Consider the following 21,105-nt stretch of genomic DNA (forward strand, 5'->3'; position numbering starts at 1 on the left):
CGTGCCGTCGAACACGACGTGTTCGCCCTGTATGGCGTGCGTGACCGGAAGCGTCCCGAGTCGGAGGTACTTCGGCGCGCGGCCCCGACCGAACAACGGCACGGCGCCTGCCTAGGAGACCGTGACGGTGCACAGACCGCCCGCGTTGACCGTCACGCTGAATGTGCTGGACGTGACCGGAACGTCGGCGTTGAAGGTCACGTACATGATCAGCGGCCGGGTGGCGTCGCTGCCCGGTGTCGCGTCGTAGACGACGAGGTTGCGCGCGGTGAACGTAGCGCCGGTCCACTGGAAGTCGTCACAGTCGAACTTGATGGTGTTGGTGGCGCCGTCGTAGCTGATGGTGCAGTTCGACAGGGTGATGCCGCCCGCGGTGTAGCCGGTGCCGGTGATCTCGTTGGTGACATCGCTCTTGTACTGGTGTGTGTCTTGGTCGGGGGTGTAGGACGCCGAGCACAGCATCGCCTTGATGGTGTCGGAGTTGATATCGATCTCCTTGTTGAATGCGGAGACGAACGCCTTGCCGTAAATCTTTGCAACATCGGGCATTTCAGGGTGCCTTTCTCTCAGTCCTCGAGGACTACGTAGAGGGTTTCGGGGTCGGGTGTGGTCAGGGCGAGATACGCCGATTCGGTGATGCGCTGGATGCGGGCGACGCCGCCGCCGTTGCGCACCGCGGCGGCCTCATCGGCGGGCGGCACCGGTGTCGCGGCTTCCAGCAGCGGCGTCAGCAGGATCGGTGTCGCCGAATCCGGCACCTCGATGTGGTAGGTGGCCTGCCCGATCCGGACGATCGTCGGTCCGGGATCGAGTGACGGTGTGGTGAGCACTCCGTTGACCGCGGTGAAGAACCGGGCCCGCGTGGTGATCAGGCCGCCGCCTGCGCCGGATTCCCGCACGAACGGGCTGGAGAACTCGAACTGTGTGGTGTCGTCGGCACCGGCGATGTCGGCGACATCCTCGCTGATGACGGTCAAGCTGCCTCCATGAGTCGAATGCTGTTCCAGGACGCGGAATTGGTGCCGGAGCTCCGGCTGACGTGCGCGCCCATCCATGAACCGGTGGGGCCGCCGAACAGCTGGCACTTGAGCACCACGGCGCCGTTGATCTCGATCCACGCGTAATCGCCGTTGGCGCAGAACGCGACGGGGGTGCCGTTGGCGATAGTGCCGAAGGTGTCGCTGACGTAGTTGCTGCCGGACAGGCTCGAGCCGGACAGTGAGCTGGTGAACCGGCTGATGACCACTCCGCCGTTGCGGAACGACCCGAGCAGCCCGCTGGTGCCGGCCGAATTCGCGCGCAGCACCAGAAACGCAGGCGCCGAGGTGGGGGCTTGGAATCCTCCGATCACGGCCTCGACCCGCTGCGTGCCGTTGAGGTTGCCGGATTCGCGCAGAATGGTGCGGTTGCCGTCGGTGGTGTTGATCGTGGCCCACGAGTTTGACCGGATCGCGGCGTCGGTACCGAGCTGCGTCCACCCATTGCCCACCGCGCCGTCGCCGCGGTTGAAGTCGTCGTAGAAGATCTGCGACCACTGGGAACTGTTGAGGATTGGGAAATCCGAGGGGCGGTCGAAGATCCTCGCGCCGGGCGCGGACCCCACTGCTTTCAGGCGAGCGTCGGCCAGGCAGTTGTTGAACAGGTTCAGGCCCCGTTTGTCCTTGCGGGGTCGGTGGCTTGCGGAGACAACGGCTTGCAGCTTCGGCACGTTGTTGGCCCAGACGCGGACGAGCTTGTCGTCGTCGACGTACATGCGGATCGTGACCCACTGGCCGAAGAAGGAGCCGCCGAGATCCGCCTCGGCGAGGATCGTGCCCGAGGACATCAGGCCGTCGAACTCGATGATCGAGATATCGTCGGCGCCCACCACGGGGGCGTGGCGGCAGCGGATACAGAACGAGTTCGCGAAGCTGGGCCCGACCTTCGACCAGTTCTCCATGACGAAGTTGTTGAAGTACTGGGCAGCCAGTCCCTCGACCGGCCACCACATCGTCCACTCGTGCCCGAACGTGCTGGTGAACGGTTGGAACTCGTAGGACTCGCCGCCGCCGACGACGCTGGTGTAGTTAGCGGGGATGACGAGCTCGTGGTCGCTGTTGATGTGGCCGCGCGACCCGTCACCGAAGTGTCCCCACGGCGGCTTGACCGGGTTCTCGGCCGGGCGTTGGAAGTTGTCGTACCACCCCGCCCACGCCAACGGAAGGTGGCGGCGAAGCAGGAAGCTCACGCCTGTTCCACTGCTCCCGAAACGGTGCCGCCGTTCGCGAACAGGAACTTCCACAGCTCGATCAGCACCGCGCGGTTGCCCCGCAGCCCCACCGGGTCGCTGGGGTCGACCAGTGGGCGCAGCGCTTCGGGGTCGTCGTTGAACCGGCGCACCGCCGCCTCGACCACGGTAATCGCCGCCTCGGCGGGAGTCATGTCGAACAGCCCGTCCAGAGACTCCACCCCAAACGCTGCTGCCCACAGCTTCTCCCGCGTCGGGAGGACGATGAAGTCCTGCATCAGATTGTGAGTGCTGCCGATGCACTCGAAAACCTTCACGAAACCCTCCTACAGGGGGATGTAGACGCCGGCGACGCAGATCTGCAGGACGTTCGGGGCCACGGTGCCGACTACCGCAGCGACGTTCGGGAAGAACCGCTCCTTGTCCAGCACCGGCACAGTCAGGCCACTGAAGGACCGGAGGGTGACGTTCGGATCCAGCGTGCCGGTGTGCGCCACGGTGAACGAGGTCACCGACGCGTTCCATTTGCGGGTGTCGATCGTGATGCCGCCCGGCTGCTCAAGCAGTGCGATGTGCACGTCGGTGAGGATCGCGGTCCGGTTGCCTCGGACGTTGAGCATCGGCCCGAGCAGCAACTCGTTGCGTCCCAGCTCCACCGCGGCGGAGGCGCACACGAATTCGAGGCTCCACTCGTGGGCGTTTTCGTAGGCGATATCCGCGAGCTCGCCGGCGTTGGCTGCTTCGTTCGCCGCGGCCTCGGCGGTGCTCATCGCCACGTCGGCTTGGTCCGAAGCAGCGACGGCCATCACGCGGGTGTTCTCCAGCGGGATGTTGTACTCGCTGTGCAGGGTGTCCTGTGTGTGCTCGAACGCGCCCATGATGCCGCCGGACATGGTGGCCTTCGCCTCGTCGACGGTCTTCTGTTGCAGCGCCCGGAACAGGCCGACGCCGAGTGTGCCTGACGGCGGGGACTCGTTCGGCAGATTCGGAGTTGTCACCGCGCCTCTTTATCGGTCGTGTCCTCGCGCTCGAACCGTTGAATGCGGACCAGGGTGAGCAGAAGGTCGAGGATCGCCAGCGCGACCCCGAGAAGCAGCAGCGGCCGGATGATGTCGCGGCCGGGGTAGCTGTAGTCGCTGACAATGGTGGCCATGCCCTGGGTACAGATCAGGGTCAGGCACAGCATCAGCCGCATCACGCCGCGGCCTGCAGCGGTCGCCCGCCAGTGGCTGCGGATTCCGTAGGTGAGGACGAAGATCCAGCCGAGCACAGCAATGGCTGCCAAGTACCCTGTTGCGACGGTCTCTCGGTGCGGCGCCAAGACGTAGGCTCCGATGCCGACGGTTGAGGAAACTGCCAGGACAACATGGTTCTTGCGGATGCTCATTGGCTCCTCCGGAGTGCGATGGATCGTTCGATTTGCTCCCCGAAGTGATTGCGGCGCATCGTCTCCGCGATGAACGCCGCCAGGTCTTCAACGATGCGCCTCTGCTCGCGGACTTCCGCCAGCTCCTGCTCGGCCCGCTGCGCGCCTTCGCGCGCCTCGCGGGTGGATTCCGACTCTCGGCTACTCCTCGACTTGAACCACATGGCTCTCCCTGGGAGCAACCGCTTTGAGCAGGGCGGCCGACAGTTTGGCCGTGCTCAAGAGTTCGGTGTTCTGGTGTGCCAGCTCGGATTTGACGGCCTGCTGGGCGTCGATGTGCCGTTCCAGGAACGCGTTGCGGTTATCGCGGTCCTCCAGCATTCGGTCCACCGTGGCGCGTGGCACCAGGCGGCCGGTGACAATCAGCCAGGTGATGGCCACGCACAGACCGGTGACGCTGACCGCATCCCATGGGAACGCGGTCAGAAAGTCGTCGGTCACTGGTCGCTCGGCATCCCCGCGATCGGATTCGACACCGGAGTGACCTTCGCGCGAGCGATCTCCGCGGCTGGCACGCCGAGGATGGCGCCGACGATGCCGATGATCGTGTCGGCGGAGAACTCGTCGACCACGCCGCGGGTGACCAGCACTCCGGCGAGGATCACCAGCAGGGGGTAGAGGATGGCGCGGACCGGTTCGGTGCGCAGGGTCGAGAGGATCTTGCTCATCACTTTTCGCCTTCCGACTTCGCAGGGACGGGTTCGATGCCGCGCTCCTCGAGCAGTGCGGCCAAAGCTTCGACGGCTGTCCGGTTGCCCAGTTGGGGCCAGCGCGTCGGCTCCCCTTTGCGTTCACGGGCGCCAGGGCCGATGAGCTGATCGAGGATCAGGCCGTTGTAGAGGTCCATGTGGAAGAGCACGTCTCGGACGCGCACCTTGTGGCCCGCCCAATTCGTGAACTCCTCATCCAGAAATGCCATATCCGGCTCCTTATGGTCGATGTGCGCTTGGACGTCGCGGCGGAAGTCGTCCATGTCGATGCCGCCCGGGTCCCATTTGCCCTGTATCGCAGCCCATTCCTTGTGCCCGATGACGTGCGACGAGTCATGGCCGAGGTGGCTCAGGATCGCGGCCACGCCCCGGACGTAAGCGTCGTACTGGGCATCGCTCCAGCCAGAGCGGCCATCGTTGGCGGCCTCGATGCCGATCGTGCACTGGTTGGCGTTGTTCGTAGGCAGGCCTGGGTACGAGCCCATGCCTGCGTGGTAGGCGATTCCGACGCCGCAGATGGTGTAGACGCCCTCGGGTGAGAGATGCAGCTGTGAACACAGGCCCAGTTCTGGGTGCTCGGCGATGCCCCGGGGGGATTCGCCGTAGCTGCCGGTGTGGTGGGCGACTACGCCCCAGATGGTTCCGAAGTCACCGTGCCCGCGGTCGCGCCAGCCGGGATACTCGTGCACCTCGAGCCCCGCCGCGCGCAGCACGTCGGGCAGCCAGACGGGATCAGGCATCAGGGACCTCCTGGATTGGTGGCCGGCCGCCGAGGGAAGCCGGGAAGCGGGAGAGGATCTCAGGCCGGGCGAGACCGAAGCGCTCGGCTGCGAGCACGCGCCCGATCTCCCTCGGTTCGGCGGTGTCGAGGTAGACCAGCACCGCGGTGGCGTCGTGCTCGGCGGGATCGAACCGCGCCATCACAGCCCCATGTGTTCGACGAGCCGCAGGCCGATGTCGCGGCCGACGACGGATGCGCCGTGCAGGTGCGGCAGGCCGATGCTGGCAAGCGCGTCCAGCAGCTCGGGCACTGGGCGGCTGACCCGCTCGGCGAGCGCCGCCACCGTGTACTGCTCCGGCGGCGGGCCGGGCCGCTCGCGCGCCGACAGCGGCTCGCCCGCCCCGTCGAGCCCCATCCGCTCGAGCACCGCCGCACGCAGCTCCGCGCGCTCCTGCTGCGGCAGTTCGTCGATCATCTGCCGCAGCGTCTTCGGCTCCTTGCGCGGAGTACCGACCGGGTGCCATTCGCCGGACGCCGTCCACGGGTTCGTGGCCAGGTTCGACGTGGGCGGGTGCCATTCCATCGTCGGCTCGGCGACGATCCCGGCGCCGAGCGTGCACATCCGGAACGACATGAGCTCCCAGTACTCGGTGGGGAACGCCATCGGCGCGCCCTGGATCCCCGGTGGCGCGGTGAACATCCACAGGAACCGATGCCGCGGGTTCGACAGGTCGCAGTTCTCCCGGGTCGGCAGGCCGCGCTCGTCCCACTTCGGCCACTCGTGGAACTGCTTGCCGTCGACGGTGCCGCCGACGATCCGTGACAGCTGCTTCTCGGTCTGCGCGGTGCGCTTGTCGCGGTCGCGTTCACGCGCGCGCCGCTGCTGGCGGGTCTCGCCTTCGGGTACTTGCATTTCGCAGGGGCCTTTCTGATCAGAACAATCCGAGTTGCTGGAGTTCTCCGAACGCTTCGCGGATCTGCTTGAACGCCTTCGCGACCGGGTCCTCCAGTGCCGTCGCCGAGCCGATGGTGATGCTCGGCGTGGGCGGGGTCTGACGGTCGGCGCGAAGCTGGAACTTCGACACCCGGTCCATGTAGATGCGGCCGGTCTTGTCGCCGCGGATGGTGAAGCCGCACCGGTCGTCGACCCAGACGTGGCCGGCCTCGCCGATGACGAACGGGCTGGCGTCCCGGGCGGCGAACTCCACGGTGTCGTAGGCGCGCGTCGCCCAGAAGCCCGCGCGCAGCACCAGCAGCGCGGACAGCGTGTACGCCTTGCCGCCGCTGCCCTGGAACAGCTCGAAGTAGCGGGTCCAGCCCTGCGCTGCGGCGCGAGATGCACTGCGCGCCACCATAAATGCCAATAGCGCATCGGTGTAGATAGGAGCCAGCAGGGCATCCACCGTGCCGCCAATGGGCGGGATGACCACTGCGGCGGCGATCAGGTCGCCGACCATCTGGATAAACGCCGAGATGCCCTCGTTCACGCCGGGCATCGAGTGGCCGCCGGTGACGACCTGGATGCCCTTCGAGTGTGTGCGCCGGTACTTGTAGCGCTCCAGGCCGGAGATCTCGCCGTCGCGCCACACGACAAACGGCAGGATCTTCTGCGTGCGCGGTGGCGCGTTCGGGTCGTAGTACTCCGGCGGGATCGTGGTGTCGGTGACCAGCGATTCCGTGGAGTCGATCATGTCGCCGACGAACTGGCGGACGGTCATGATCAGGCCGTCCCAGATCGTGCCGCCGTGCGCAGTGCCGGTGTAGGTGCCGGAGAAGTCCTCGAACCACACGTAGCGGGTGCCGGGCCGCAGGTTCGCGCCCGGCCAGGGCTCGGGGTCGCCTTCGAGGTAGATGCCGATCTTGGCGCCGATCTCGCCGTCGTCCATCATCGGCTGAGCGAGCTCGAAGAAGTTCTTGAAGCGGCTGATCGCCAGGCCCCAGAGCGCGCCGGACGCCATCGCCTCGAGGAAGCTGATCGGCTTCACGACCAGCGAGTAGGTCGACTGATCGAGTCCGGTGCGCTGGTTCGGGTCCATCGGATCGGACGGCACCGCCCACCCAGAGGCGCGCTCGCGCTGGACTTGCAGGTCCAGCATCAAGGCGAGCAGCCACGGAATCGGGCCCGCCGCGAGGAAGACCTGCGGCCACTGGATCCACTCGGGGAACCAGGGGTTACTCCAGCAGCTGTACCACTTCAGCCGCTCCATGTCGGTGAGGAAGTGGAAGGTCAGGATCTGGCCGCCGGTCTTCTCGTCCAGGTCCAGATCGATGTGTTCGATCAGGCCGCCGACGCGCGAGCCGTTCCAGTTCAAGACGAAGTTGATGTTCTTCTTCTCGCCGCGGTCGAGGCGCTCTTTCTCCTCCCAACCCCACTGCCCGACGGGTGAATCGAACGGCACCGGCAGGTCGAACGTGCCGGTCTCGTTCGACGGGACGACGAGGTCGTAGCCGTACTCGTTGCGCACCACATGCTGTAGGCGCATCTCGCCGTCGAACAGCATGATCTCGGCGTCGGCCAGGCGCATCCGCTCCTGGCGGCGCTTGCGCTCCTGCGTCGCCCTGTAGATCGCCTCGCACTGGTCGAGCAGCGGACGACCGAAGTCGATGGGCGCAAGCGCATCCGCGGGCGCCGTCACCTCACTGGCCTCCGATCGGCAGCGGCCACAGGCGCGGCTGCACCAGCTGCGCCATCGCACCACCGACAGGCGCGTTCGAGACGCTGATCGGCAGCATCAGCTCCTGGGTCCACGGCGGGATCTCGTACTCGAAATAGCGACCGGGCACGGGCATCTGGCCGAGGATGTTCGTGCCGTGCGCGTCCCGGACCATCAGCTCGTCCGGATCCAGGTCGACCACGGCCCCGCCGTGCAGCGCAGTGATCGGCGGCATGAGGATCGTGCGCGCGCTGTCGTCGCGGCCGGTGCGCTTCGAGCGGCCGAAGAACCGGTGGTGCTTCGGGCCCTCGATGGAGCGGTCGGGGAGGATCCAGTCGCCGCGGGTGAGGATCCACTTCTGGTACATCGGGATCGGCGTCGGGTTGCTGACCGCGATCAGCCCGCTGCCGCTACTGGCCGTGGTGGTCCATTTCGTAACCACTGGTGGCTCGTAGAAGAACGGGTTCCCGCTGCGCAGTTTCAGTTTCGGGTTCGCGTGCTGCCGCCGCAGCGGGTCGACGCCCGGCTTGAAGTCGGTCGTCTCCCGCTTCTGCACATCGAGGAACCGCGTCGACTTCGCCGACCGGAACTCCAGATACGGCAGCCGAGCATCGAAGTCGTAGTCATCCTCGCGATAGTCGAAGGCGTTCCAGAACATCGACATCAGCGTTTCCTGGTCACCGCCCGGGGCGCGGGCCGCCACCAGATGCGCGCCGAGGTCGACGTCACGCGGGTCGAACCAGCGGCCGCGCATCTTGCCGCCGCGCTGACGCGAGCCGGACGCCCACGCGGTGCGCACCGGCGGATCCCAGATGCCCTCGACCTGATCGCGCGCGCACCAGACGCCCTCGGTTCCGGCGCCGTTGCCGTGTAGATGCCACACCGACCCGTCGCCGCCGTGCCCGATGATCGTCAGGCCGTCACTGGAGCGCGCGGCCGCCATGGACGCGGTCACTCATCACCTCCCCATCCACGGCGCCGCCGCACGCGTCTGCTGTGCCTGCGCCTTGCGCACCTCGGCGGCGGCGGCTTCCGCGACGTGGTCGACGATCGCCGACACCAGCGCCTGCAATGCGCCGCCGCTGCTGCGTAGTCCGAGGTCGCCGAGGAACTGATCGAAGTTCGCGGACAGGAAGTCGCCGCCGGCCTTCGCCATCCGCGCGCCGACATCCGGCATCTGCGCGGGCTGCGGTTGGGACACCTGCGGTGCGAACGACTCCGACGGTGCGGGGGTAGAGGTTTCAGGCTGCGCCGCAGTAGGTGCCGCCGCAGTCGAGTTCACGACCCACACCGGGGTCACACCGGCGGGCACCTGCACGCCGCCGTACATGCCACCAGCGGACGTGCCCGCCGTGCCAGCACCGCTGCCCACACCGGAACCGACTCCGCCCGTATTCGTACCGCCGGTACCCGGACCGGCGGCCAGAGCACCAGTGGACGGGTTGCCGCCCAGCGGCCAGTGCCATTGCTTCGGGAAGTTCGACGGGTCCTGTGCCCCTGCGCCTACTTCTACGCCATCGGTGCCGCTGGACTCGAATTTCAGGTCGCCCACCCGGCCGGACATGTGCCCGTTCGCGCCGATGCCGCCGTTCGTGCCGATGGTGAGATCGTTCGGACCACCGGGACCGGGCTGCCAGCCCAGCGCACCGAAATCGGAATCCGTGGTGAAGTACCGGCGGTTGGCCGGCTTTCCCGTGGCCTTCGCCCACGCAGCGCCGACGATGCCCGAGCAATCCCACGACGGGTTACCGGTGCCGCCGTACTGGTATTTCTTGCCCGCCTCACCGCGCAAGAAATTCTGCACATCCACAATTCCGCCGTCGGCGTAGCCAGGCAGAGAAGCCAGCCAGTCGCGGGCGCCCAGCGCCGCACCGACGAGCGGGTCATCCTCTTCCAAGCCGAAGCGGCGCAGGTTGCTGGCGTAGTCGCCGCGCATCAACGCCCCGACGCCGATGCCGGCGTCGACGATCGGATCGTCTTCCTCGATGCCGAACTGCCGCAGGTTCGGGTTGTAGTCGCCGCGCATCAACAGCGCACCGGCGCCGATGCCCGCCGCCACGATCGGGTCATCCTCTTCGATCCCGAGGTCGCGCAGGCGGCTGTCGTAATTGCCGTGCGCCAGCGACCGCAGCCCCAGCGCCGCGGAGATCAGCGGATTGTCTTCCTCGACGCCGAACGTGTCGCGGAGGCTGCTGGTGTAGTCACCGTTGACCAGCAGGTCCCGCAGGCCGATCGACCCAGCGACCAGAGGGTTGTCCTCTTCGATACCGAGGGCTCGGAGGCTGCCGTCGTAGTTGCCGTGCCACAGCCGCGCGCCGCCACGGACGATGTCGCGCACGTAGTCCGGGGGCGGTACCCAGCCGCGGTTCAGCGCGGCCACGAGATCTCCGACGCCGTTGCGCGCCATGGCCGCCGCGTTGATCACGCCTTCACCAGCGGACACCCACGCTGTCGGGATGCCGTCCGGGCCGATGCCGAGAATGCTGTCGGAGGTGCCGGTGCCCGGTCCCCACAACCGGCCTTCCAAGGTGCGCCCGGCGAGCCCGCCACTGGCCAGGCCCGGGACCACGCCGCCGCGGGCGCGGCCCGGCGCGTCCGCCCACCGGCGGTTGATGTTGACTTCGTCGCGGTTGATCTCGGTGGTCAGCTGCGCGGAGATCGGGATGGTGCGGCCGGTGTTGGTTCGGATGAACGCATCGACCATGGCCTGGCCTTGCGCCGTATCGGCGGTGACCATGACCTCTTTCGAGTTCGGGATCGCCGTGACCTTCAGCCCGAGCGCCTCGAGCCGCGCCACTACCTCCGGCGAGTTGTCCGACAGCTTGATCCCGTGCTCTGTCGGCAGAGCATTGACCTGGTCGCCCAGGGCGCGGAACACTTCCTGCGCCATCTGGGTTTCCTGGATGTTGGTGCCGACGCTCTCCCGCAGGCGGTCCAGCCCAGGCCGCGCGGTGTTGTCGATACCGTCGGCCAGGTTGCGGGCGCCGTCGGCGGCGCCACGCATGGTGGACTCCATCTCCTGCAGGTCGTGGCCCAGATTGGCCAGTCCCTCACTCCCGGTGAGTTTGCCGATGACCTCGGCGACTTTGCCGATCGGGTCCAGCGTCTGCTCGAGGATCGGGCCCACGCCCTCGGCGAAGTCGGCGAAGGCATTGAGAGAGGTGGAGGCGAAGCCAAGGAACGCATCCGCGGTAGCGAATGCACCGTCGACCAGCTTGCCCAGGAAATCGAGGATCTCGGGCTGGTGCTTGGTCACCCAGTCCGCTACCTTCGCCAGCTCCGGCCCGAACGCCTTGGCCAGGGCGGAGCCGATCGCGTCGGCGGAGACCTCGATGGAGCGTTTCGCGCCCTCGATGGACGTGGCGGCGTTACCGCCCACGGTGTTGAGGGCTTCCTGCGCGGCGCCGGCGACACGGCCGAGCGAATCGGCAGCGGTGTCGACGTTGAACGCGTTCAGCGCCTGCCCGAGGTCCTCGGCCTTCGTGCCGAACAGAGCCAGGGCGATCTCGTTCCGCTTGACCGGGTCCTCGATCTTGCGGATCTCGGCGAGCAGATCCCCGACCGCAGTCCGCGCCGTCTCGCCGCCCTCCGCGAACCTGGCGGTCAGATCGTCGGCATTGAACCCCAGCTTCTGGAATGCCTCGGTCGTCGACTTGGATCCGTCGACGACGCGGATGCTGAACTCCTTGATGGAGTCCGCTGCGGTGTCGACGTCCCGGGCACCGGCCTTCACTGCCTGGTTGATCAGACCGATCGACTCCGGGCCGGACAACCCCAGCTTGCGGAACTGAGTGCCATATTCGTCGATGGTGTCGAGGAAGTCCTCGGACACGTTGAGGCCGTTGCGCTCGGCCGCGGCGAACAGGTCGAATGCCTCTACGGCGTCCTTCGCCATGCCGGTCTTGATCGCCTGGCCCGCGGAGCGTGAGACCGCAGGGATCTCCTCACCCATCAGCTCCGAGATCCCCGACAGCTGCGAGATGACCTTCTGGGTCTCCTGCGCGGTCGCGTTCGGGTCCAACAGCCCGGACTGGATAGCTCTCCGCGCGGCGTCGATGTTCTCCTCGACCGAACTGCCGAACGAATTCGCGTACGCCCGACCGGCCGCGAAGCCGATCTTCTGCATGGTCGCGTCGTCGACGCCGATCCGCGCCTGCGCGAGGTCGAGGGCCTTCTCCCTCTCCATCCCCGACATCAGGGACTTCACCAGCAGGCCACCCGCGGAGACGCCCGCCGCGGCGAACGCCGTGCCGAGGACCTGGCCGACCATGCCGGCCTTGCCCTTCAGGCTGTCGACCAGCCCCCCGCCTGCGGCTTCGCCGCCCTGCTGTCCGGCGCGGGCACCGGCCTGGTCGAACGCCTGCGCCAGCTGACGAGGAACTTGGCTGGTGTCAGCCACGATCGACACATAACCGGTCGCGAGCTCGACGGCCACGAATCACCGCCTCTCAGTTCCAGTTCAGCCACTCCCGCAACTCGTCCACGGGAAGCGGGTCGGTACCAACGACGCGTTGGTCTTCGGGAACCGCGTCAGCCGCGGCACGCGACCGCCGCTCACGGACGATCGCGGACTTGTCACCGAGATGCTTGAGCCAGCAACGGAATTCGAACCACGACCACGTCACTCCGATGTCACTGACATGGCGTCCGCGGTCGAACAGGTCGGCAGTAACTGCCTCCTCGTGTTCCCTTATGAACTCTCGGAGGCCGAGGATTCCCCCGGGGTCACCTTGGAGGACTCGTACCAGGCGTCCCGCAGCGCGGTGAGCTGGTCACGTGCCAGACCCTTGAGCGCGTTCGCGGACAGCTTCGGCTCCGCCTTCGCGAAAAGGGTTCGAATGTACTCGGTGTATCCGACATCGCTGATCTTGCCGGTGGACATGGCCTCGAGGAACGACGAAGCCTCGTCGGGCAGGAACTCGATCTTCGGCACCGAGTACGTCTTGCCCTTGATCGAAAATTCGAACCGGTTCTCCGGCTTCTCGCCACCGGGCTCGGGAACTTGGTATGGCATCGCAGGCCCCTTTCATTGATCGCAGGCTCATCCGGTCGCCCCGAAGGGCCCGGCGGCACGGCGGGCCTGCGAGGTGAACCGTGCCGCCGGGGTCTGGTTACGCGTAGGTGACCGCGAAACCCGACGATGCGCCGGTCGCGTTGGTCACCACGACGTTGTGGCTGCCCGCCGACTTGGCGGGGGTGGTGATGATCAGGTGCTGGTCGTCGACCACCAGGAAGTCGAGGACCGCAGTGCCGCCCACGCTCGCGGCGGTGGTGCCGGAGAAGTTCGTGCCGGTCAGGTAGAGGATGTCGCCGCCTGCGGTGGCCAGCGTGCCCGCTGGAGAACGGTCGGCGATGGTCGGCGCCGACGGGGCCGAGCCGTCGTCGTAGTAGCGGTACGCCTTGCGCCCGTTGTCGTCCTTGTAGCAGGTCAGCGTGACGTCGAAGCCCTGCAGGCCGTTGCGGACGAACGGCTCCTCCGCCACCGCGGTGATCTGTCCGGCCGGGACAACGATGCGGGTGCGCTTGGTCTTGTCGCGCATGTCGAACAGCCACGGGTGGATGCCCAGCGGGTCGCCGGTCTCCTCGACGGTGGTCAGGCTGCCGACGGTGGTGACCTGGTCCTCGCCGAACACCTCTGCCAGGACGTCGCTGTCGAATGCGGCGAGCAGCTTGAACTGGAACTGGGTGGAGTGGTTCTCCTGCGGGCTGTAGATGAGGTCGCCGGCCCAGTCGTAGATGTCGGTGGAGGTGCGCTCACCGGAGGGGCGCAGGCCGTCGTCGGCGACGAAGCCCAACTTCGTCCACGACGCGGTCGAGGAGCTGACGCCGGTGGGAAGGGTAGTGCCTTCCGGGGCGACCATGATGCCGCCTGTGGCGAGCGGCGAACCCACACCGATCTTGGCAACGGAGTTACCAGCCATTGTCTCTGTGTCCCTTCAGGATTCGCAGGCCCTGAATGGATGGGTGATCTCCCTCCGTTGCCGGGGGAAGTGTCAGATCACGTCGCCGCTTAGCAGCAGGTCGAGCGTGAATTGGTAACGCGGCCCGACATCGTCGGGAAAATTCGATGGCCCGCCGACGGTCTCGACGTCGGCGATCCACTGATCGCCGGAGTCCTCGCCTTCGGCAGCGCACATCAGCGCGTAGCTGGTGCGCGCCAACGCCGACGCGGCCACCTCGTCGGGTGCCCAGCACTCGAAGATCAGCCGCGCGTAGAAGTGCGCCGGGGTCTGGGCAATGGTGTCGGCGAGCGAGATCCGGACCATGCGCTCGGGCCGCTCCCTGGGCACCTTCGTGGCCACTGTGGCGGTCTCGCCGCGTGCAGCGAATCGTGCCCGCAGGTAGGCCACCGCCACCTTCTCGGCGTCCGGTGGAGCGACGGCCTCAGCCACGGGCAGCACCGAAGTTGCGCACGAGGGTGTTGTTGCGGCGGTTGTCCAGCATCGCCTCGATATTCGCTGTGAACACCGCCGCACGCCACCGACCCTGTGGCTTCTTCTCGCCCTGGAAGGACGACATCAAGTAGCCCGCCGCCGGACCACCGCAGGCGTCCTGCACCGCAGCGGCGCGCCGAGTCAGGTCCTGCCTGACCTTCGGTTCGCGCCGCACCTCGTACAGGGCGCCGCGCTTCATGACGAGACGTCTCCTAGCCATCGAGCACCTCACTGGGTTTGATCACGTGCACGTCTGCGCAGGCGATGGTGATGGTGACGCCCGGATAGATCGTCCCGTCCGGAGCTTCGGCGACCGTCGGTTCGACGCCGGCGTACGCCCACGGGAACGGCTCCCCGTCGATCAGCAGCTCTTTGGTGTCGACGTCGATCGTGATGCGCGGCAGGCTCATCCGTCCAACCTCGCCAGGTTCACGATCCCGCCCGGGTTCCAGCCGAACGGGTTGCCGTCCGCGGTGCGGATCTCGCCGACCACCTCGAACTGCCCCTCCGGCCCGTACGGCAGATCGACGACGTCGTGCGGGCCGAAGACAAGGCCCGGAGGTACGCCGAGCTCGACGTCCACGGCCACCCGGTCGTGTCCGGCGACGGCCGGTTCGGTCGACGACGGCACCTGCCAACCGATCACCGCGTGCGGTGTGCCGGGCTGGTCGAGCGGTGGGGCGTAGGTGTCGACCGCGTTGCCGTGGTCGTCCTCACCGGTGCCGGTCCAGGTGTGCACGCCGATCGTGTGCGGCGTCGGGAAGTCACCCATACAGCGGGTACCCTCCGGTCAGTTCTGCCCCGCACGAGCAGTACGAGGCACCGAAGACGAGCGCGCACGTATCCGAGTGCACGACCAGGCTGCTCGGGATGGTGTCGACGTTGAACGCCCCACCCGTTTCGGCGGTCTTGCAGAGGCTTTGCAACTGCTCGATCTCCGACGGCCAGAACAGCGACTTGCGCGGGTTGGTCGTGTCGATCGTCTCCGAGTAGCCCAGCGCTGTCCGTGACGTCTTCGCACCCGAGCCGGTGTCGTTCCAGCGCAGAATGGCTCCGCGCAGGACTGCCTTCACCACGGCCTTCTTGTCGTCGGAGAAGTCGTCGGCGGTGATGCAGGGGGCGGCCACCTTCGCCATCGCCTCGGCGTCCGCGATCATCGCCGTGGCCTTCGCCGAGTCGATGGTTGCGAACGGCGCGAGGTCGCTGGCTGCGATGAAGTCGCCCATCTGCCCTACTCCCCGTCGGCCTTCTTCGGCGTCCGGCGCCGCGCGGGAGCCTTGGACTCCGGTGCTTCGTCGACGGGACGCCAGTTGCCGCCCAGCCGGGCCGCGGTCTCGTCGGAGACCGAGACCACGACGCACGTCCAGATGTTGCGCAGGCGAGGCATTACGCCGCGTCCACGATCTTGGCGAACGCGTTCAGATCCGCGATGCCCCAGCCGTAAACGATCTCCGAGCGGAACGCGACCTGGTTGTTGCGCTGCAGGTCGCCCTGGCCGTCCGGGTCGCCGAACTCGATCATCTTCAGGCCGATCTGCCGCTGGATGCCCCACCGGATCGCCGAGAAGTCGCCGACGAACGCCTTGACGTTGGTCGCCGAGGACGCGATACCCACCGCGCCGACGGTGTTGGACACGGAGGTGTTGTGGTTCTCCAGGCGACCGGCCGGGGAGGTGGCGTACGACAGGTCCGGGTACAGCTTCTGCTCGGAGGTGGCGTTGCGCAGGCTGCCGAACACCGACGCGAACGACGGATCCAAGGCCATGTCCCGCGGCACGAACCCGTCGGCGAGCACCAGGGCGTCAGCGGCGTCCACGTTCGTGTACGGCTTGTCGCTGCCGCCGATCTCAACCGAATTGGTGGTGTCGGTCAGCTTCTCGGTCATCGCCGCGACGGTCGCGCCGCTGGTGGGGTTGATGCCGTGGAAGACACCGAAGTCCAGCGCGCGCGCCAGGGCGGGCGCGATCTGGTCGAGGACCTGCCGGATCACGTCGAGCTGGTGATCCTCGTCCGCCCACTTGACCTCTTCGGTCCACCGGACGGTCTTCTGGAACTTGAACGGCTTCACCGTCTTGGTGGTCGGGGTGATGGTGGAAGCGCCCTTGTTCGCGCCCTCACCGACGTACTCCGCCTCACCGATGGTGAAGGTCATCGACGCGCCAGTGCCGAACTTCATCGGGGTCGCGCCGGACAGGGTGGCGATCGTCGATCCGTACTTGATCTTCCCCAACCACGGGTCGAGGATCTGGTTCGGGATCGTGAATCCCGAAGTGGTTGTGGTCAACACAGCCATGATGGCTCTCCTTGGCTACTCGCCGGGATTGAAGACACTGCGTGCGAAGTCGCGCAGGCCGTCGTCCTCGCCACGCGCTGGTGTCTGTCCCTCCCGGGGGACATGGTTTCGTTTGGCTCGCTTGCCCGACTGGCCAACCAGGCGGTCCGCCTGCTTGAGCAGCAGCTCCGGGTCGTTCGCGGTGAGGAACAACTCCGCGTCCTCGGGGTCGATCTGGTGCAGCTTCACCAGGTGCTCACGCAGGGCGTCGGCGACCTTCGCGGGGATCGCCGCGGTCTCGGCCTCGGCGGCCTTGATCTTGTCGGCGGCCTTTTCGGCGTCCGACTTCTGCGATTCCTTGATGGCCTCGAGTTCCTTGACGGCTGCCGCACCAGCCTTGGCGCGCTTCTCCCATTCGCGGGACTTGCTCCGCCAGTGCTCGACCGTCTCGGTCGGCTTCTGTTCCTGCTCGTTCGACGTGGTGTCCTCGGTCTCCATTCCGGGGGCCTCGGTGGTCGTGTCGGGCATTGCGTCTCCCATTTCGGGTTTGTCCCCAGCCATTCCGGACGGGGTGGTCTAGTGCGTCCCCAGGGACGCGCGCATGTGGGCGAGGACCGCTGTCGGGTCGATCGCGTCGTACTTGCCGACCTTCGGCGTCTCGCGGGAGGCGACGATGTACGCCTCGTCCCACTTCTGGACGTAGTCCGGCGGCTGGTAGCTCTGGCCGGGCCGCACCTCAACCGCGATGCAGTGGCAGTGGTCGTGGTACTTCTTGCCGAGCTTCTGCACACCGCGTTCCCGGATGCCGCCCGCCGCAGTGTGCCCGCCGATGCGGGTGCCGCCCGCCGCGCGGATCCGGCGCTCCGCCAGCGACATTTCTTTGCCGCGGCCGACGACGCGTTCCGCTGCGGCCTTCGAGGTGTAGACCGCTCCCCTGCTGGCCATCAGCGCGCAGAACGCACACGCGTTCGCCGACGCGTGGCGCGCCCACTTGGCGCCGGACTCACTGTCGACGTTGTGGAGCACGGTGTCCCTGGCTGCGTCGAACACCGCGCGCTGCGTGGTGCCCTGCAACCGGGCCAGGCCCTCGATGCCGTTGGCGCCCAGCGCCCACGTGGCCGACGCCTGCAGCTGCTCGGCGACCGGCAGCGGCCCAGCGGTCGGGACGTAGTCACTCGTGGAAGGAGAGTCCTCGTACCAGACCGCGGCCGTGTCCGCCGCCAGCGCGGCGAACGGGTCGATCACCTCCGGGAACGCCTCGATCACGAACGCGGCGAACTCACCGGAAGGCAACGCGGTGGCCTGCCGCCACAGTGTCGCTATGTCCTGCTCGGCCAGCTTCCCGATCTGCGAGAGGATCAGCTGCCGCTCGGCCGGGGAGACGGTCACGCCGTCGCTTCAGCCGCGGGTCGCTGGTCGGTGGAAACAATTGTTTCCACCGGAGCGCCGGTTTGCGCCGCGGGCTGCACCGGAGTGGCAGCCAAGCGGGTGGCGAGCGCGGCCACGGACGCACGGCGCCGGTCGGCCATCGCGCGGCGGACCTGCTGCTCGTCCAGCCCGATCAACTCCAGACCCACCGAGGTCTCGGCAAGCCACGGGATCGCGGTCAGCTGCTTCATGCCGGCGTCGGCCTCCGCAGCCCGCGACAGGTACACCGGCGAGCGCCATTTCGTGTCGATCGTCCGCCACTCCTCGGGGATCTCCTTGAGATCGTTGGCGATGGCGAGCGAACGCATCATGGTGCGCCGGAACGCGGGCGACCAGTCGTCGGTCGCGCCCTCCGCTTCCGAGATCAGGTCCTCCCGAGACGCGACGTAGGAGTCCGCGGAGGTCGGGTTGCTCATGTCGGAGACACCGAGCGAAGTCAACGGGATCGACGTCTCGCCGGAGAACAGCATCGCCTGCTGCTTCAACGCGTCCAGATGCGGTTGTGGGCTCACCGCCTGGATCTGGCGCACATCCGCGCGTGGGTTCGCGGCATCGTCGTCGTCTGGGATGCCCTTGATCCGGCCCAGCAGCGCCTGCCACACCGGTTTCGTGCTGCCGTCGGGGTTCTTGAACACGCTCTCATCGGCGCCGAGCAGGATCATGTCCGGCATCGAGTACACATCCGAGTGGCCCTCGAGCCGGATCACGGTGCGCAGCGCGGCGTCGTGCATCGCCATCACCGCCCGCGAGATCCGGGACGTGCCGAACGGCCGCCCAGCCCGCGGCTTGTACACCAACGCCTCCGCTGGGACGCCCCACGGGTGCGTGGAACGCTCCGACCGCCACCGACCGCCCTCACGTGCGCCGGTGACCGTGACGCCGTCCAGGTACAGCACCAGGCCCGTCGGTTGCCCGGTCTCCGGGTCCCGGTCGGTGATCGACAGCAGGTTGTCCAGCCGCCGTGTCCGCGCGTTCCAGTCGCCGGTCGCGTTCAGGGCGTCCTTCACATGGATCAGCGAATCCGGTTCGCCTTCACCGCCTTCGGTGTTCACCAGGAACCCGACGCCGTGGATCAGGGAGGTGATCATCGCCGAATTCGACTCGGCCTGGAAGAAGTTCGCCTCCCACACCTCCGACAGCCCGATGGAATCGAGGTCACCGTCCGGCCACACGAAGGTGTCCAAGGTGCAGCGGCGCGCCAGGATGTCCACGGCCTTCGCCGACCATCCCAGCACGATGCCGAGCTTGTAGTACTGCGGCGGGATCACCGAGCCGATCATCCGAACCGCGCGCTTGCCGTCGTAGTACGCGGCGCGCAGCAGGTTCCGGTCCGACTTGTGCGCCAGCTTCTCCAGCAGGCTGTTCAGCGTCCGGTTCTCGTCGTCGTCCAGGTCGGGCAGGGTGACCTTCTGTGTCTCCACTAGACCGCGGCCCTCCTCCCTCTGCTCGTACGGCCGTTCCGGCCCGGGGTCGTGGTCTTCGGCTTCACCATCGAGGCCGCGAACAGCGCCAGCGTCAGCGCCACGATCGGCGCGATGTTCACCGACTCGTCGCGGCGATCCCAGCCCCATCCGCCAGCCGTGCCGATCGCCCGCTTCCGCGCGCCGGCCAACGCGTCGCCGACCGCCTCCTGCCCGGAATGCGTGAAGCGCTGCGCGCCGACCTTGCCGACCCACAGGCCGCACGCCCGCGCCATGTCCGGCGCCGTCGTCGTCACCACCCGCACGCCGCGGGCCCGCAGCGCGGGCGCCAGCGACGCCGCCGGGGAAGCGTTGTCGATCACCACCGGGATGCGCCGTCCCGCGCGGGCGCGCACCCAGGCTAGGGCGGCATCCTCGTCCACTCCGGCCCACACCTCTTCGCCGTGCGCCGACTCGCCGTCGAGCCAGCACGCCGCGACTGAGATCTCCCGAGCGTGCGACATATCCACCGCCATGCCGGTCGGCTTCGTACCGTCCTCCGGGCCGGGGTCGAAAAGGTCCTTCCACGCAGCGGGCGCCACGACAGCGCGGTGCGCCGTCTCGTCCCAGATGCCCAACGCCTCACGGCGCCAGGAGTCTTCGTTGCGGAGCTTCTTGCGTAGCCGCAGCATCGCCCGCTCCGAGGTCCGCTTCGGGAACGACGGATTCGCCTTGCGCCACTGCTCGCGGTCCATCGGGTCGCAGCCGCGGTCGGCGGAGAACTCGATATACAAGGTGCCTTCGGACTCGCCGTCGAGTGCCTCTTGCCGCATCAGCTGGAAGAACTCGCCCTTGTCCTGCGGCCGCGGCGGCGTTCCCATGACGAAGCACAGCGGGTTGTCGGCCACGTTCTGCGCGGCGCCCATGTTCTCCAGCGCCTGCAGCGACAGGTGTTGGCCCTCGTCGAAGACGAGGATGTCGACGTCGGTGCGGCCTCGGCCGAATCCGGAGTCCCGCGCGCCGAACTCGATCTTCGAACCGTTGCGGAAGACGATCGCCTCGTCGCCCTTGCCCTGCGGCGTCTTCAGAATGTGCGGCTTGACCTTCGGGCGCTGCGACATGTCGTAGAACTGCTCGAAGGTCTCCAGCGCGGTGTCCTTCACCTGCGCCGTCCAGATCACCCGCAGGCCCGGCTTCATCAAGCAGAGGGCGAAGATGATGCAACCCACCAGGAAGGTCTTGCCGACCTGGCGGGGGATCGAGATGACGATCGTGTCGGAGGCGTACTCGCCGTCGGCGCGCTGCGACAGGATGAGCATCGCCCCGCCGTCCTGCCAGCCGTCGAAGTCCCAGCCGAGGCGACGGCACGTCTTGCGCACCGACGGCCATTCGCTGCCGACGATGCCGACCGGAGCGACGACGTGACGAGCGACCGCCGACAGCGGCCGACGGTCAGTAGCCGGTGCCGTCCCAGGCTTCGACTTCAAGGGGTGCCACCACCGAGGCGTCAGCCGACTCCACGGCGCGCCGCGACTCCTCCTCGGCGATCAGCTTGTTGAGCTTGTTCAGCTCGTTGCTGTACTGGGGGCGGGTGTTCTCCGAGGCCTTCGTCAGCGACTCGGCGATGATGCGACGCTGCGCCTTCATGATGGCCAGGACGTCGCCGGACTCCACCGCTTCCAGCAGATTCGGGGGCTCCTCCTTGCGCTCCTCGGCGGAGACGACCCGGAGAGTCTTACGTGCCATGAGGGTCACCTCCTTCGGGAGGGGGGAGGGGGCTGGTCGGGGGGAGGAGCTGCCTATGCCGGGAGGTGCTGGAGGCGCCCGGCTAGGG

The 21,105-nt window shown here is 67.5% G+C and carries 29 protein-coding genes; all 29 read right to left on the bottom strand.

The window, feature by feature from the left end:
- Positions 1-111: 111 nt before the first annotated feature.
- The 29 genes from ACWEH3_RS09245 to ACWEH3_RS09385 all read right to left on the bottom strand — a co-directional run bounded on the left by ACWEH3_RS09245 (position 112) and on the right by ACWEH3_RS09385 (position 21,017).
- Positions 112-549, bottom strand: a complete 438-nt coding sequence (locus ACWEH3_RS09245; RefSeq protein WP_450021493.1) for a hypothetical protein — start codon at positions 547-549, stop codon at positions 112-114.
- Positions 550-566: 17 nt separating this feature from the next.
- Complete coding sequence (locus ACWEH3_RS09250) at positions 567-977, bottom strand: phage upper tail fiber protein (protein WP_450021495.1); 411 nt, start codon at positions 975-977, stop codon at positions 567-569.
- Positions 974-2,227 (bottom strand): hypothetical protein, encoded by a 1,254-nt coding sequence (locus tag ACWEH3_RS09255; RefSeq protein WP_450021497.1) that lies wholly within the window; start codon positions 2,225-2,227, stop codon positions 974-976. Before ACWEH3_RS09255 ends, ACWEH3_RS09250 begins: the two co-directional genes overlap by 4 nt.
- Entirely contained in the window at positions 2,224-2,544 is a 321-nt protein-coding gene (locus ACWEH3_RS09260; protein WP_450021499.1) for a hypothetical protein, read from the bottom strand. Before ACWEH3_RS09260 ends, ACWEH3_RS09255 begins: the two co-directional genes overlap by 4 nt.
- Positions 2,545-2,553: 9 nt before the next feature.
- A complete protein-coding gene (locus ACWEH3_RS09265) occupies positions 2,554-3,225 on the bottom strand; it encodes a hypothetical protein (protein WP_450021501.1) in 672 nt (223 codons plus the stop codon).
- Entirely contained in the window at positions 3,222-3,614 is a 393-nt protein-coding gene (locus tag ACWEH3_RS09270) for a putative phage holin (protein WP_450021503.1), read from the bottom strand. Before ACWEH3_RS09270 ends, ACWEH3_RS09265 begins: the two co-directional genes overlap by 4 nt.
- Positions 3,611-3,817, bottom strand: coding sequence for a DUF7620 family protein (locus ACWEH3_RS09275; RefSeq protein ID WP_450021505.1), 207 nt, complete (start codon positions 3,815-3,817; stop codon positions 3,611-3,613). Before ACWEH3_RS09275 ends, ACWEH3_RS09270 begins: the two co-directional genes overlap by 4 nt.
- Positions 3,795-4,094 (bottom strand): hypothetical protein, encoded by a 300-nt coding sequence (locus tag ACWEH3_RS09280; protein WP_450021507.1) that lies wholly within the window; start codon positions 4,092-4,094, stop codon positions 3,795-3,797. Before ACWEH3_RS09280 ends, ACWEH3_RS09275 begins: the two co-directional genes overlap by 23 nt.
- Positions 4,091-4,321, bottom strand: coding sequence for a hypothetical protein (locus ACWEH3_RS09285; protein ID WP_450021509.1), 231 nt, complete (start codon positions 4,319-4,321; stop codon positions 4,091-4,093). Before ACWEH3_RS09285 ends, ACWEH3_RS09280 begins: the two co-directional genes overlap by 4 nt.
- Positions 4,321-5,103 carry a peptidoglycan recognition protein family protein gene (locus ACWEH3_RS09290; RefSeq protein WP_450021511.1) on the bottom strand — a complete coding sequence of 261 codons (783 nt, stop codon included), beginning with the start codon at positions 5,101-5,103 and terminating at the stop codon, positions 4,321-4,323. The genes ACWEH3_RS09285 and ACWEH3_RS09290 overlap by 1 nt, the downstream gene beginning before the upstream one ends.
- Positions 5,096-5,284, bottom strand: a complete 189-nt coding sequence (locus ACWEH3_RS09295; protein WP_450021513.1) for a hypothetical protein — start codon at positions 5,282-5,284, stop codon at positions 5,096-5,098. Before ACWEH3_RS09295 ends, ACWEH3_RS09290 begins: the two co-directional genes overlap by 8 nt.
- The gene (locus ACWEH3_RS09300) at positions 5,284-5,997 is read right to left on the bottom strand and encodes a phage gene 29 protein family protein (RefSeq protein WP_450021515.1); all 714 of its coding nucleotides are present in this window, start codon (positions 5,995-5,997) and stop codon (positions 5,284-5,286) included. The genes ACWEH3_RS09295 and ACWEH3_RS09300 overlap by 1 nt, the downstream gene beginning before the upstream one ends.
- 19 nt (positions 5,998-6,016) lie before the next feature.
- Positions 6,017-7,720, bottom strand: coding sequence for a Gp37-like protein (locus ACWEH3_RS09305; protein ID WP_450021517.1), 1,704 nt, complete (start codon positions 7,718-7,720; stop codon positions 6,017-6,019).
- A 1-nt stretch (position 7,721) separates the two neighbouring features.
- Positions 7,722-8,693: a hypothetical protein gene (locus ACWEH3_RS09310; RefSeq protein ID WP_450021519.1), complete on the bottom strand. Its 972-nt coding sequence runs from the start codon at positions 8,691-8,693 to the stop codon at positions 7,722-7,724.
- A gap of 3 nt (positions 8,694-8,696) precedes the next feature.
- Positions 8,697-12,173, bottom strand: coding sequence for a phage tail tape measure protein (locus ACWEH3_RS09315; RefSeq protein WP_450021521.1), 3,477 nt, complete (start codon positions 12,171-12,173; stop codon positions 8,697-8,699).
- Between the two features lie 255 nt (positions 12,174-12,428).
- Positions 12,429-12,752 (bottom strand): hypothetical protein, encoded by a 324-nt coding sequence (locus tag ACWEH3_RS09320; protein ID WP_450021523.1) that lies wholly within the window; start codon positions 12,750-12,752, stop codon positions 12,429-12,431.
- Between the two features lie 97 nt (positions 12,753-12,849).
- Entirely contained in the window at positions 12,850-13,659 is an 810-nt protein-coding gene (locus tag ACWEH3_RS09325) for an IPT/TIG domain-containing protein (RefSeq protein ID WP_450021525.1), read from the bottom strand.
- A 72-nt stretch (positions 13,660-13,731) separates the two neighbouring features.
- Positions 13,732-14,130, bottom strand: coding sequence for a hypothetical protein (locus ACWEH3_RS09330; protein WP_450021527.1), 399 nt, complete (start codon positions 14,128-14,130; stop codon positions 13,732-13,734).
- On the bottom strand, positions 14,123-14,371 hold the full coding sequence (locus ACWEH3_RS09335) for a hypothetical protein (protein WP_450021529.1): 249 nt from the start codon (positions 14,369-14,371) through the stop codon (positions 14,123-14,125). Before ACWEH3_RS09335 ends, ACWEH3_RS09330 begins: the two co-directional genes overlap by 8 nt.
- 13 nt (positions 14,372-14,384) lie before the next feature.
- Positions 14,385-14,582 carry a hypothetical protein gene (locus ACWEH3_RS09340; protein WP_450021531.1) on the bottom strand — a complete coding sequence of 66 codons (198 nt, stop codon included), beginning with the start codon at positions 14,580-14,582 and terminating at the stop codon, positions 14,385-14,387.
- The gene (locus tag ACWEH3_RS09345) at positions 14,579-14,944 is read right to left on the bottom strand and encodes a hypothetical protein (protein ID WP_450021533.1); all 366 of its coding nucleotides are present in this window, start codon (positions 14,942-14,944) and stop codon (positions 14,579-14,581) included. Before ACWEH3_RS09345 ends, ACWEH3_RS09340 begins: the two co-directional genes overlap by 4 nt.
- The gene (locus ACWEH3_RS09350) at positions 14,937-15,398 is read right to left on the bottom strand and encodes a hypothetical protein (protein WP_450021535.1); all 462 of its coding nucleotides are present in this window, start codon (positions 15,396-15,398) and stop codon (positions 14,937-14,939) included. The genes ACWEH3_RS09345 and ACWEH3_RS09350 overlap by 8 nt, the downstream gene beginning before the upstream one ends.
- Positions 15,399-15,403: 5 nt before the next feature.
- Positions 15,404-15,559 (bottom strand): DUF7302 family protein, encoded by a 156-nt coding sequence (locus ACWEH3_RS09355; protein WP_450021537.1) that lies wholly within the window; start codon positions 15,557-15,559, stop codon positions 15,404-15,406.
- The gene (locus ACWEH3_RS09360) at positions 15,559-16,464 is read right to left on the bottom strand and encodes a phage major capsid family protein (protein WP_450021539.1); all 906 of its coding nucleotides are present in this window, start codon (positions 16,462-16,464) and stop codon (positions 15,559-15,561) included. The genes ACWEH3_RS09355 and ACWEH3_RS09360 overlap by 1 nt, the downstream gene beginning before the upstream one ends.
- Before the next feature lie 15 nt (positions 16,465-16,479).
- Positions 16,480-16,971 carry a hypothetical protein gene (locus ACWEH3_RS09365; RefSeq protein WP_450021541.1) on the bottom strand — a complete coding sequence of 164 codons (492 nt, stop codon included), beginning with the start codon at positions 16,969-16,971 and terminating at the stop codon, positions 16,480-16,482.
- Between the two features lie 48 nt (positions 16,972-17,019).
- The gene (locus tag ACWEH3_RS09370) at positions 17,020-17,832 is read right to left on the bottom strand and encodes a VG15 protein (protein ID WP_450021543.1); all 813 of its coding nucleotides are present in this window, start codon (positions 17,830-17,832) and stop codon (positions 17,020-17,022) included.
- On the bottom strand, positions 17,829-19,292 hold the full coding sequence (locus ACWEH3_RS09375) for a phage portal protein (RefSeq protein WP_450021545.1): 1,464 nt from the start codon (positions 19,290-19,292) through the stop codon (positions 17,829-17,831). The genes ACWEH3_RS09370 and ACWEH3_RS09375 overlap by 4 nt, the downstream gene beginning before the upstream one ends.
- A complete protein-coding gene (locus ACWEH3_RS09380) occupies positions 19,292-20,758 on the bottom strand; it encodes a terminase (RefSeq protein ID WP_450021547.1) in 1,467 nt (488 codons plus the stop codon). The genes ACWEH3_RS09375 and ACWEH3_RS09380 overlap by 1 nt, the downstream gene beginning before the upstream one ends.
- Positions 20,724-21,017: a hypothetical protein gene (locus ACWEH3_RS09385; protein ID WP_450021549.1), complete on the bottom strand. Its 294-nt coding sequence runs from the start codon at positions 21,015-21,017 to the stop codon at positions 20,724-20,726. The genes ACWEH3_RS09380 and ACWEH3_RS09385 overlap by 35 nt, the downstream gene beginning before the upstream one ends.
- Positions 21,018-21,105: the final 88 nt, after the last annotated feature.

It is taken from the genome of Nocardia sp. NPDC004718, assembly GCF_053601535.1.